At 50.8% G+C, this 12,674-nt stretch carries 11 protein-coding genes; 9 read left to right on the top strand and 2 right to left on the bottom strand.

Going from position 1 to position 12,674, the window contains the following annotated elements; genetic code table 11:
• The first annotated feature begins 13 nt into the window (after positions 1-13).
• Positions 14-1,429, top strand: a complete 1,416-nt coding sequence (sufB, locus tag FSU_RS13800) for a Fe-S cluster assembly protein SufB (protein WP_014546983.1) — start codon at positions 14-16, stop codon at positions 1,427-1,429.
• Positions 1,430-1,727: 298 nt separating this feature from the next.
• On the opposite strand, the gene FSU_RS13795 is transcribed toward sufB, so the two are convergent.
• Positions 1,728-2,273 (bottom strand): DJ-1 family glyoxalase III, encoded by a 546-nt coding sequence (locus FSU_RS13795; protein WP_014546982.1) that lies wholly within the window; start codon positions 2,271-2,273, stop codon positions 1,728-1,730.
• An 85-nt stretch (positions 2,274-2,358) separates the two neighbouring features.
• On the opposite strand from FSU_RS13795, the gene FSU_RS13790 reads away from it, so the two are divergent.
• Both FSU_RS13790 and thrH read left to right on the top strand, forming a co-directional pair.
• Entirely contained in the window at positions 2,359-3,246 is an 888-nt protein-coding gene (locus FSU_RS13790) for an Hsp33 family molecular chaperone HslO (protein WP_014546981.1), read from the top strand.
• 137 nt (positions 3,247-3,383) lie between these two features.
• Positions 3,384-4,001, top strand: a complete 618-nt coding sequence (thrH, locus tag FSU_RS13785; protein ID WP_014546980.1) for a bifunctional phosphoserine phosphatase/homoserine phosphotransferase ThrH — start codon at positions 3,384-3,386, stop codon at positions 3,999-4,001.
• A 71-nt stretch (positions 4,002-4,072) separates the two neighbouring features.
• Here thrH and FSU_RS13780 read toward each other — a convergent pair whose 3' ends face one another.
• Positions 4,073-5,683 (bottom strand): glucuronyl esterase domain-containing protein, encoded by a 1,611-nt coding sequence (locus FSU_RS13780; protein ID WP_014546979.1) that lies wholly within the window; start codon positions 5,681-5,683, stop codon positions 4,073-4,075.
• A gap of 259 nt (positions 5,684-5,942) precedes the next feature.
• Here FSU_RS13780 and FSU_RS13775 point away from each other — a divergent pair, with 259 nt between their 5' ends.
• The 6 genes from FSU_RS13775 (at position 5,943) to FSU_RS13750 (ending at position 12,672) form a co-directional block, all read left to right on the top strand.
• On the top strand, positions 5,943-8,090 hold the full coding sequence (locus tag FSU_RS13775; protein WP_015732269.1) for a RelA/SpoT family protein: 2,148 nt from the start codon (positions 5,943-5,945) through the stop codon (positions 8,088-8,090).
• The gene (locus tag FSU_RS13770; protein ID WP_014546977.1) at positions 8,087-8,680 is read left to right on the top strand and encodes a hypothetical protein; all 594 of its coding nucleotides are present in this window, start codon (positions 8,087-8,089) and stop codon (positions 8,678-8,680) included. The genes FSU_RS13775 and FSU_RS13770 overlap by 4 nt, the downstream gene beginning before the upstream one ends.
• A gap of 100 nt (positions 8,681-8,780) precedes the next feature.
• Positions 8,781-9,161: an NADH-quinone oxidoreductase subunit A gene (locus FSU_RS13765; RefSeq protein WP_014546976.1), complete on the top strand. Its 381-nt coding sequence runs from the start codon at positions 8,781-8,783 to the stop codon at positions 9,159-9,161.
• Positions 9,152-10,411 carry an NADH-quinone oxidoreductase subunit NuoB gene (gene nuoB / locus FSU_RS13760; RefSeq protein ID WP_014546975.1) on the top strand — a complete coding sequence of 420 codons (1,260 nt, stop codon included), beginning with the start codon at positions 9,152-9,154 and terminating at the stop codon, positions 10,409-10,411. The genes FSU_RS13765 and nuoB overlap by 10 nt, the downstream gene beginning before the upstream one ends.
• Complete coding sequence (locus tag FSU_RS13755) at positions 10,408-11,547, top strand: NADH-quinone oxidoreductase subunit D (RefSeq protein ID WP_015732268.1); 1,140 nt, start codon at positions 10,408-10,410, stop codon at positions 11,545-11,547. The genes nuoB and FSU_RS13755 overlap by 4 nt, the downstream gene beginning before the upstream one ends.
• Positions 11,548-11,550: 3 nt before the next feature.
• The gene (locus FSU_RS13750) at positions 11,551-12,672 is read left to right on the top strand and encodes a complex I subunit 1/NuoH family protein (protein ID WP_014546974.1); all 1,122 of its coding nucleotides are present in this window, start codon (positions 11,551-11,553) and stop codon (positions 12,670-12,672) included.
• Positions 12,673-12,674: the final 2 nt, after the last annotated feature.

Raw genomic sequence — 12,674 nt, 5'->3', positions numbered from 1 at the left:
AAGCGGGTTAAAAATGAGCGAAAATTACAAATACGGATTTGTCACTGATATTGAAAACGAAGCCTTCGAAAAAGGCCTTAACGAGGATATCATCCGCAGGGCGTCAGCGCTCCGTGGCGAACCACAGTTCATGCTCGACTTTCGACTGAGAGCCTACGAAAAGCTCAAGACGATGGAACAGCCCAACTGGGGCGAGCTCCATTTTAACCCTGTTGATTTGCAGGACATCGTTTACTATTCCGCTCCGAAAACCAAGAAGAGCCACGAAAAGATCGAAGACGTGGACCCGGAGCTCTTGGCGACTTTTGAAAAGCTCGGCATCCCGCTCGACGAACAGAAGCGTCTCGCAAACGTGGCCGTTGATGCCGTGTTCGACTCCGTCAGCATTTACACAAGCCACAAAAAGAAGCTCATGGAAATGGGCATCATCTTCTGCTCTATCAGCGACGCCATCAAGGAATACCCGGAACTCATCGAAGAATATCTCGGTAGCGTGGTACCCGCAGGCGACAACTACTTTGCAGCCCTCAACAGCGCAGTCTTTGGCGACGGAAGCTTCGTCTATATTCCGCCTGGAGTCAAGTGTCCCATGGACCTTTCCACCTACTTCCGCATCAACAACAAGGAAGCAGGCCAGTTCGAACGCACATTGATTATCGCCGATGACGATGCCAGCGTAAGCTACCTCGAAGGCTGCACCGCGCCGGAATTTTCAAGCAAGCAGCTCCATAGCGCGATCGTGGAACTCGTGGCCAAAGAAAACGCCAAAATCAAGTATTCTACCGTGCAGAACTGGTATGCCGGTGACCGCGAAACGGGCGCAGGCGGTGTCTATAACTTCGTCACCAAGCGCGGCAAGTGTGCCGGCAAAAACAGCCGCATCAGCTGGACACAGGTTGAAACGGGTTCCGCCATCACATGGAAGTACCCGAGCTGCATCTTGCAGGGCGACAATTCCGTCGGTGAATTCTACAGCGTGGCCCTCACGAACGGCCACATGCAGGCAGACACCGGCACGAAGATGATCCACATCGGCAAGAATACCAAGAGCACGATTATTTCAAAGGGCATCAGCGCAGACTGCTCCAGCAACGCCTACCGTGGCGAAGTGAGCATCCGCAAGTCCGCTACAGGCGCCCGCAACTACACCCAGTGCGACAGCATGCTCGTCGGCACCAAGAGCGCCGCCCACACGTTCCCGTACATCACGGTCGCGAACGCAAGCGCCCAGACCGAGCACGAAGCAACGACCAGCCGTATCAGCGAAGACCAGCTGTTCTACTTCGAGAGCCGTGGCATCAAGCGCGAAGACGCCATCCAGGCCATGGTGGGTGGTTTCTGCAAGGATGTTTTCAAGGAACTTCCGGGCGAATTCGCGACCGAAGCGCGCCAGCTCCTCACCCTCAAGCTCGAACACAGCGTAGGGTAATACACCAAATCCAAACGTGGACATTTAATTCAAAAAAGGAAAGGGCCGGAAATTTTAGTTTCCGACCCTTATTGGTGTATATGGAGTACTTTATATATAGCATTTTTTACTTTACATTGTGTAACATCTTCGTCTTTTTAACAAAAAAATATTATCACATACAAACATTGTACTAATTATCTGACAACTTAAGAACTAATAAACAAATTATAAACCGTATATAAAAATCCCCTACAGTTCTGTAGGGGATTTCAGCAGGCGCTAAATAGCTAAGTGTATTCTTATGATACAGCTAAATTCATCGAGCCACAATCTGGCTCTGGATTTTCTGAGAAAGTTCCGCACCACCCATAACAGCAATGCACTTTAGAGCAAATTCTTCAGCAGTACCCGGACCACGGCTCGTAACGATATTGCCATCAACAACAACGCGTTCTTCGGAGAATTCACGACATACAAGGTCAGTTTCACAGCCAGGGTAACATGTAGCCTTTCTATCGACAAGAATTCGAGCCTTGCTGAGTACCGTCGGGGCTGCGCAAATGGCCAAGACCCACTTGTTATCGTCATTTAAGCTGCAAACGGTATTTTCAACAGCGGCACTTGCCTTGAGATTCTGCACGCCAACACCGCCACCCGGTAAAAACACCGCATCAAAATCAGTGGGTTCAAGTTTGCTCAGGGCTACATCAGCCTGAACCTTGATTCCATGTAAACCATCCACAACATCAGCCCCCGATACAGAAGCGACGGTCACCTTGAATCCAGCGCGGCGCCACAAATCTACGGGAACAACGAATTCCGTTTCTTCAAAACCATCTGCCAGCAAAACGAGAATTTGCATAGAGCCTCCAATTAGTTACCTAGTTATTATAGCTTTTTTCAATCTATCTAGGGTCAATAAATCCACTAAATTCTATATTTGAGGCATGAATTTCAAAGATAGAATCATCCGCGCGACGGGCAAAAAAACGCCCTTCCGCCTTATCGTGGTCGATTTGACAGAGACCATGAACGAAATCGGCCGTCACCACAACGCCAAGGGTTTTGCCCTCAAGTTGCTTGCCGAAAACTCCATTGCAAGCATTTTCCTGAGCGCAGGCCTTAAATTCGCAGGTACAGTTTCCTATACCACTACTTTTGGTGGCGAAATTACGAAAATTCAAACAGACTCGACCCCGATGGGTCTTGTCCGCGCCATGATTCCGCAGGCTGAACTCCAGGCAATCGGAGCAAACGAACCCGCCCTCGTGCCTCAGCACGTGCAAGTCGTAAAGTTGAACGAACAGGGCAAGCGCGTTCACGAAAGCATTATCGAAGCTCCGTCCGTTTCTGTGGGTCAGAACCTCGCCACATACCTTTTGCAGTCCGAACAGATTCGCTCCGCCGTTGGAATTGAAGCACAGTACAACGCGCAGGACCCGAGCTTTCTTGATTACGCCGCAGGCTTTTACATCGAAGCATTCCCGGACCTCGAGGACAAGGACATCAACCTAATCGAAGTCATCGTGCAGAATCTCCCGAAGTTCTGTGACATGTACAAGGCAGACAAGGGCTTCGACCTTGATGAACTTCTGGACCAGCTCCGCGGCCCGTACGACATCGAAGTGGTGCGCGAAATCGACCCGAAGCCCTTCTGCCCGTGCAGCAAGGACCGCATGCTCGCTACACTTGCAACGCTCCCGCTCAAGGACTTGCAGGAACTCAGCAGCGAGAACAAGGACTTGAACGTTGTCTGCGATTTTTGCCGCACAAACTACACGATTACACCTGCCGACATGCAAGAAATTATTGCAGAGAGGAATAAGAAAATTTAGAACTTAGTACTCAGAACTTAGAGCTTAGAAGACTAAGTTCTAAGAGCGAAGCGGTCTAAGTTCTACCAACTGAGATTTAACAAAAGCGCCGAGTTTTGAAATAAAAAACGAGGCGCGCAAACTTACAACAATCAATTATGTTTACTAAGCAATGTGTTGTCACTCTTGACCTGGAAGGCGTTCTTGCGCCAGAAATCTGGATTGCCGTCGCCGAAAAGACGGGCATCAAGGACCTCCGCCTCACCACTCGCGACATCCCCGACTACGATGTGCTCATGAAGGGCCGCATCAAGATTCTCGAACGCGAAAACATCAAGCTCTCTGACATCCAGAACGTTATTGCAAATCTCGGTCTCCTCGACGGCGCCCGCGACTTTATGGACACGCTCCGCGACGAAGCCCAGGTGATTATCCTCTCGGACACGTTCCAGGAATTTGCCTACCCCATCATGAAGAATCTCGGATTCCCGACGATTTTCTGCCACAATCTCGTGGTTGAAAACGACATGATCAAGGGTTATCACTTGCGCATGAGCGACCAAAAGACGAAGGTCGTAAAGCACCTGCAAGAACTCAACTTTAAGGTGTTCGCCTCGGGCGATTCCTTCAACGATACGGGCATGCTCAAGCAGGCAGACAAGGGCTGCTTCTTCTGCGCCCCAGATTCCATCGTAGCCCAGTTCCCGCAGCTTGAAGCCACAAAGACCTACGCAGAACTTTTGGACAAATTCCATAAGTTCCAAGATTCTTTATAAGAAAAGAGCCTCGCGATTGCGAGGTCTTTTTTTAAGTTCCGCGATTCTCGATTAACGAGTCTGCCGCAGCATTATTTCAAGCTAGGTGTTTCCCAGTCAATCCATTCAGACTTTTTGAAGTTGATGGTTTGAGTATTCTTGGTGTAGTCAATCTTACCCGTCTTGGCATCCTTGCCGAGCAAGAACTTGTTCATAAAGTCCTTGACTTCGTCAAACTGCCCGTTCGGAAGCTGGCAGTGACCATGACCGCCTTCCTGGCTGTAGGTGTAATTTTCCGTTGCACCGAGAGCGTCATAAACTTCCTTAGAAGCTTGTCCGCAATAGTTCGACGGAACTTCGCCCAACCATTCCTGACCTGCATTATCGAGAATGAGGAGCGCACGCGGAGCCACCATAGCCACCAACATGTGCTGGTCAAACGGGAGCGTATTTTCCTTGCCATCGTAGTTCTTGAAACTAGAAATCATCCACTTGCCTTCGGTACCGGCACTGCTCAAGCCCTGAACGAACTGCTTACCCTTCTGCTTGTTGACCTGAGCACCCACGCGCCAAAGCGATGCGCCACCGGAACCAGATTCCTGCGGAATCGTGAGGGCAATACGTTCATCGAATGCACCCACGGCAAGAGTACCCTTACCCCAGCGAGAGCAACCCGTCATGGCGAGATGCTTGACATCGATACCCGCTTCAGGAGTCTTTTCGAGAGCGTCGATAATGCGGCTTACGCCCCATGCCCATGCGATGATGGTGCCTTGGCCCTGGTTATAAAGCTGGAAGAACATACCGCCACCGCTTTCTGGGGCGACGTCATCCGGGTTAAACGTAATCTGAGCGATGTCAAGACCGTTCGTTGCGTTGCCGAGGCTTCCGCAACCGCCCATCATGCCACCGCCAAAACCGATCATCGCAGGCTTCGGCTTGTCCTTGGTACCGGCGTTGCTGATTTTCACGGAGAACGAACCGGATTTGCCCTTGTCCGTGACCTTAATGGTGAGCTTTCCGCCAGAATACGAGCCTTCGACTTTTTCAGGATTGCGCGGCTTTGTACCGAACATGAGCTTTTCGTACATGGCACCAATTTCTTCACGACGGCATTTCCAATCTGCCTTGCTAGAAATACGCTTGCCATCAAGACCCATAAACGGGTCCGGCAGTTTTGCGTTGTTCACGCTTGAAGGGATATTGCCAATCTGGCATTCACTGCGATGGTCTTCGACAAATTCATTTACCGGAGTCGGAGGCGTTGATTCGCTAGAGCTAGAGACTTCCGGCTTTGCTGCAGACGAACTAGAATGATGATGTCCACGGCTAGAACTAGAGACGGCATTGCTGCTGCTTTCTAGCAAAGCCTCACTGCTCGATGATAGCACAGGCCCCGCGACACTACTACTAGATGCACCGCTAGAAATAGCGACATCAGAACTACTCGTCGGAGATTGTGCATCTGCAGAAGAATCAGGTCCCTGACTGCCAGAACCGTCATCAGAACTTGATTCCACGCTATTTTCGGCGTACGAACTGGAGCTAGATTCTCCACCAGAAATAATTCCAGCGGATTGACCGACCTGTTCCAAGCATTCTTTTGTTGTACATTGCGCGGCAGAAGTCATAGCTTCATCGCCGCACGCCCATAAGCCAAAGGCAGCAACTGCCACAGGCATTACTTTCATCCACTTATTCATTGTATACCAACCCCAACAACAGCCGTGAATTCGGCGAAATTGTTGTCCTTTAAATTAATCTATTCTAAAAATTTTGGGCGAGGTGTAATAACTTTTTTGTTGTAACAGTTACAACGCACTCATTCAGATGCATCTACCCGCAAACTGGAAATTTTCAATTTTTCCTTTTTTCTAGTCAAGTCGATGCTTTTTTCGTCTTATTTTTGGCATATTTTTGAAAAAAAGCCGCATAAGTATCAAATTATTAGATAAATTGAGAATGATGGATCAGGCTAAATTTACAACGAACCAAGAGCACATTGTAAGTGTGCTCCTTAAGAAGAATCCCAAACTTGACGAAGGGATTCTCAGAAAAGCTATAGCCTTTATTGCCGATGCCCACGATGGTCAATACCGCAAGAGCGGCATGCCCTACACAGAACACCCTTACGAAGTGGCCAAGATTCTTGCAGACCTCAAGCAAGACCAGGCAACGGTACTCGCAGGCTTATTGCACGACGTGGTGGAAGACACCCCGCATACCCTCAGTGAAATTTCTGAACTTTTTGGCGAAGACACGGCGTTCATGGTCGATGCGGTGACAAAGATTACCGCAGTCCAGGAAGCAAGCAAGACGGCGCAAAAGGCAAGTACCTACCGTAAGCTCATTACGGCCATGGCCAAAGACCCGCGCGTCATCATGATTAAAATCGCAGACCGCATCCACAACATGCGCACCATGCGATACATGAAGCCCGAAAAGCGTAAGATTATCGCCCAGGAAACGCTCGACATTTACGTACCGCTCACCCATAGATTCGGTCTATACAAGCTGAAAACCGAACTCGAAGACTTGAGCTTCAAGTACGTGAACCCGGATGAATACCAGAAGCTCGTCGATGCCCTTATCGAGAACAAGGAAAAGCGCGAAAACTACGTGCAATCCGTGATTGGCCCGCTTCAGATCAAGATGGCTCTCGAAGACTTCGACTGCACCATCCAGGGGCGCACCAAGAATATATACAGCATCTATAACAAGATGATTGCACGCGGTTGCGGGTTCGAAGACATCTTCGACATTTTCGCCATCCGCATTATCGTCGAGACGATACCTGAATGCTACCTCGCTCTGGGTTACGTGCACAACCTCTGGACGCCGCTGCAAAGCCGCTTCAAGGACTACATCGCCACCCCGAAGCCGAACCTTTACCAAAGTATCCATACAACCGTCATCGGTCCTGAAAACAAGATGGTCGAAGTCCAGATCCGCACAAAGGACATGGACTTAACCGCCGAAAAGGGATTTGCCGCCCACTGGGCCTACAAGATGGAAACGCAGCACGAAGGCGAAGAACTCGCCTGGCTCGACCACATGGTCAAGCTGCAATCCGAAATCTCGGACTCCAAAGAATACCTCGACTTCTTGAAAGTAGACTTGAAGCCCGAAGGCATGACGGTGTTCACCCCGAAGGGAGCATCCGTTGAACTCCCCGAAGGCGCCATCGTTTTGGACTTTGCATTTGCAGTACACACGGAGCTTGGCCTGCACTGCATCGGTGCACGCATTAACGACAAGGTTGTGAGTCTCGATGAACCCGTGCCGCACGGTGCCACCATCCAGATTTTAAAGAGCCCGAACCAGGAACCGAGCCCGGAATGGCTTGAAATGGTCAAGACCATCAAGGCAAAGCAGGAACTCCGCAAGTGGATGAAGACAAGCATCATCACGCAGTCCCGCAGCCTCGGTAAAGAAATCTGGACTCGCGAGCTCCGCCTCCTGAAAATTGAAAAGGACAAACGCCCGAAGGAAGAGGACATCCTCAAGAACTTCGGCATGACGAGCCTCAACGAATTTTTCGAGAAAATCGGCCAGGGCGAACTGCCGCTCCAGGACATCCACCGTTTCTTGAACGGCGGAAACGACATATCCAAGGAAACCGCAGCCATCCGCTTCTATCCGAAATTCGGAAAGGACATGGACAACACGCTCACCGACGAAATGCCGTTGATGATTGGCCAAGAAACCAGTCTTCTCATCCATTTCGCAAGCTGCTGCGGCCCTGTCCCGGGTGATAAGATTGTCGGCGTGATGCGCCCGCAAATCGGTATTGAAGTCCACAAGAGCGACTGCCCTTGCCTCAAGGACTTGCCGACCGACCAGCGCCTCCCCGTTGACTGGAGCGCCGACGTCACAAAGCCATTTACGACGCACCTCACAATTGAAACGGACAACCGCAGAAACTTGCCATTAAGCATCCTGATGGTTCTGAAAGACGAGAACTTGTCGCTGGATAGAATGAGTATCGCCAGTGCCCAGTACACGGGACGCATCCGTATGGAATTCAAGGCGTTCCGCAAGGACCAGGTCGATGCAATTGTGACCAAGATAAGGCAAGTCGAGGGCGTCAGAGGGGTTGAAAAAGCATGATATCGTCCCTACACCATTGCGACTACACACAAAAAAACCGTGCGTTCAACTGCCGCATGAGGAACCGCTATTACGAAGAAGTGTACTATGCATTCCGCGCACTTTGTCCGAACGACTTTGCGGACGACCAGGACGCGACACCCGAAAAGAACAATGCGTGGTACCAGCATTTGAGCAAGGACATCAAGCGTTATGAACGACTCCTGATGACCTGTCTTGAATACGCACAAGCAGCGATTTTCTACGGCAAGGCTGAATACACATCGTTATATTCCAAGGACAAGCGCTGGGGTATTTTGCAAGAAGAAATCTTCCTTGTACACTTTTTGCAGGAACTCCTTTCAACGACGCGCTATGTTATCGCAAGGATTGACACGGACAAAGTGTTGCAGCAATGGAGTGGGGAAATGCAAGGCATGAAATCGAGCCCTGTGGTGTACGGATTCGTGAGCGACATTCAAGGGAAGTTGAACACAATGAACGCAGGCACCATTGACGAATTCAAGGAGCTACTGAAACACGTTCTGGACCGATTCCAGATTGGCAATACGCTATTCGGAACCGTTCAGGATTTGCAGAATTTCTATTAAAGGAGAACTTAGAACTTAGAGCTTAGAACTTAAACAAATCATTTTTCCTAAGTTCTACCAACTAAGTTCTGCCAACTGCGGCGAAGCCGCGAGAAATAATATGTCAGAATATATCATTCTATCCATTTTCCTTTTTCTGGGCGCGTTTATCGCGGCGGCGGCAACCGTCACAGGCCTATTGCTAGGCTACCGCACCAAGAATACAAAGAACAAGATGGCACCGTACGAATGCGGTATGGAAACCATCGGCAACGCAAGAATTCAGTTCAAGGTGGGCTACTACCTGTTCGCCTTGCTCTTCCTCGTGTTTGATATCGAAGCGCTGTTCCTCTTCCCCGTCATGATGAACTTCAAGGAAATCATGGCAGGCCACACGGCGCTCCCACCATCAGTCGTCGTTATCGACCTTATCATCTTCATTGCGATTCTCGTTTCGGGCCTTGCTTACGCCTGGAAAAAAGGAATTCTCAAATGGGAATAATCAATTTAGCTCCAAAGATTTTGGACCCGATTCCCGGTGGAAAGTACGTTGTAAACGCCATCGACTATGTTGTGAACTGGGCCCGTGCAAACTCCATTTGGCCACTGACATACGGTACTAGCTGCTGCGCCATCGAAATGATGTCGAGTTCTATGGCTCGTTATGACATTGCCCGTTTTGGCTCTGAAGTGTTCCGCTCGTCCCCGCGACAAGCGGACTTGTTTATTTTGGCAGGAACGATTACCCGTCGCATGGCCCCCGCCATCCAGATGCTTTGGGAACAAATTCCAGGACCCAAGTACGTAATCGCCATGGGCGCCTGCACGATTAGCGGCGGCCCGTTCATCTACGACAACTATTCCGTTGTTCGTGGCGCACAGAACTTGATTCCGGTCGACGTGTTCGTTCCTGGCTGTCCGCCGCGCCCCGAAGCACTCTTCCACGGACTTTTGACGCTCCGCGAGAAGATCCTCAAGGAAACTTGCCGCAACCCCTGGCACGAAGGCGAACCGAAAGACGTTTCGACGATGGACCGCTATCGCGAAGCCGCAAAAACCTGGGCCGCTCTCGAAGAAATGAAAGACGAGCAGATGGCCGAAGCCCGCGCGAAGTTCAAGGAAGAAAATCCGGACTACAAGAGCGCCTTCAAGCCGATTCGCGTCAAGAAACCGGATTTTCCGGAAGTGGAACGCGTGCCCGCCAAGCGCTTTGGCATGACGCAGCTTGAACTTTTCACAAAGCTCCGCGCCAAGTTCCCGAACGTGACCGTGCATACGCGCGGTGAAGACACTCCTGAAGATGTTGTCGCGAAGATGCCTGCGGATTGCCCGCTCGAAGTCATGCTTGAAAAGGAAGACTACCTGAACGTCGTTGAATTTGTCAAGAACGATCCCGAATTCAAGATGGATTACCTGATTGACGTGACCGCCATTGACTACGACGATCACTTCGACATGGTGACAATGCTCAGAAGCCTTGAAATCGGCCACAAGATTTTCCTTTGCGTGCAGCTCAAGAAAGACTTCTCGATTGACGAAGAAAAACGCCCGACATCGCTTTTGGCAAGCGTTCCGACCATTTCGCACCTCTATCCCGGTGCAGAAATCAAGGAACGCGAAGTTTACGACATGTTCGGCATCAAGTTTGAAAACCACCCCGACCTTCGCCGCATCTTCTTGGACAAGGACTTCGTGGGTTACCCACTCCGTAAAGACTTTACCCACCCGGAAATGATTAGGAGGCCTATATGAGTCATCAGTTACCTCCGGGATTTCGCCTCGAACGCAAATCGAATACTGAAGAATTTTTTATCAACATGGGTCCGCAGCACCCGAGTACTCACGGTGCTTTGCGTCTCACGCTCCGCATGGACGGTGAGACCATTGTAGAAGTTGTCCCGCACTTTGGCTATATCCACCGCGGTATGGAAAAGCAAGCGGAATCGATGAGCTACTTGCAGTACATCGCGATGTCGGACCGTCAGGACTATTTGACCGCCATCCAGAACAACTTGGGCGTTGTCATCGCTCTTGAAAAGGGCATGAACGTGGGCGTTCCGCTCCGTGGCGAATACATCCGCGTGATGCTCCAGGAACTTGGCCGCATTGCCTCGCACTTGGTGTTCTACGGTTGCTTTGGCGGTGACCTTGGCGGACAGACTTGCCTCTTGTTCGGTTTCAAGGAACGTGAAATGATTCACGACATCCTCGAAGAAGTCACAGGCTCCCGCCTTACGACGAACTTCTTTAGACCGGGCGGAAGCCGCTATGACGTGCCGGATACGTTTATCCCGCGCGTAAAAGCATTCCTCGACCACATGGAAGATACGATGAAGGACTACGAAAGATTCCTTTCGAAAAACATCATCGTGTTGGAACGCAGCATCGGCATTGGAGTTCTTTCCAAGGAAGATGCAATCGCTTACGGTTGCTCGGGTCCTGTGCTCCGCGCTAGCGGCGTGAACTTTGACGTGCGCCGTGCAAACCCGTATAGCATTTACGACCAGCTCGACTTTGACGTGCCCGTATTCCATAACGGCGACTGCTACGACCGCTACAAAATCCGCATTGCAGAAATTCACGAATCCATGAAGATTCTGCGCCAGTGCGTCGAAAAGTTCCCGACCGAAGGTCCGTGGCGTTCCAAGGAAAAGCCAGTGCGACTCCCCGTGGGCCGCTACTACAGCGAAATTGAAACCGCAAAGGGTCTTTACGCGACTTATGTTGTCGCCGCAACGACCGGTGAAAAGCCGTACCGCATCCACACACGCGGCCCAAGCTTCCCGCATATTGCAGCGATTAACAAGATGGCTCAAGGTCACAAGATTTCGGACCTCGTGACCATCATGGCAACTCTTGACCCCGTGATTCCGGAAATTGACAGGTAGTTTATGTTTGTACCTTCAGTAACACATCCTATTGGCGACTTTGTCCGTGAATGGGTTCCGCGCTTGGCAGAATATCTGCCCGCAAACATCCAGTCCGAAGACCTCAACAGCGTCGTCGCCTTCCTCATCAACGCCGTGATTTGCATTATCGCTGTTTGCGTGGTGAACATCGGCTCTGCCCCGATTCTCATTTACATGGAACGCAAGGTTTGCGCTCACGTGCAATGCCGCTTGGGACCGATGCGTCTTGGCTGGCACGGAACGCTCCAGACCATCGCGGACGTGATCAAGATGCTCTTCAAGGAAGTGTACGCTCCGAGTGGCGCAGACAAGCTCATGTTCTACTTGGCTCCGCTAATCGTCTTGATTGCACCGTTTATCGTCTGCGCCTTGATTCCGTTCGACAAGAACCTTGTCGTGGCCGACGTCTCGATGGGCATCCCGCTCATCATCGCGGTGAACGGCTTTGGCGTGCTCGGCATTTTGCTTGGCGGCTGGAGCAGTAACAACAAGTATTCCTTGCTCGGTGCGCTCCGCAGTGGCGCCCAGATGATCAGCTACGAAATCTCGTTTGCGATGATTCTCCTGTTCGTCGTCATGATTTCGGGTTCTACGAACCTCATGAGCATTACAATGGGCCAGGAAGGAACCATTTTTGACTGGTGGATTTTCAAGATCCCGGTCCTCGGTTTCATTGCATTCATCTTGTTCTTTATTTCCAGTACCGCCGAAATGAACCGCGCTCCGTTCGACATTGCCGAAGCAGAACAGGAACTCACGGGTGGTTACCACACGGAATACAATGGCACCCCGTTTGCCATGTTCTACCTCGCCGAATACATCGCACTCATTACGAACTCCGCACTTGCAACCACATGCTTCCTCGGTGGATTCTTCCCGCCGTGCATCGGCATCGCTGCTGTGGACAACGTCTTGAACATGGTACCTGGCGTCGTATGGTTCTTCGCCAAGATTTACTTTATGGTCTGGTGCTACATGATGGTCCGCTGGACGTTTGTGCGCCCGCGCGTGGACCAGCTCATGGACTTTGAATGGAAATTCCTTTTGCCGGTAAACCTAGTGTTGCTCGTCGCTGGCGCAGCCTTTATCGCAATTGGTGGTTAGTT

The organism is Fibrobacter succinogenes subsp. succinogenes S85 (genome assembly GCF_000146505.1).
Classification (GTDB): domain Bacteria; phylum Fibrobacterota; class Fibrobacteria; order Fibrobacterales; family Fibrobacteraceae; genus Fibrobacter; species Fibrobacter succinogenes.
The sequence above is the reverse complement of the archived record's forward strand: the minus strand, read 5'-3'. Positions and strand labels throughout refer to the sequence as shown.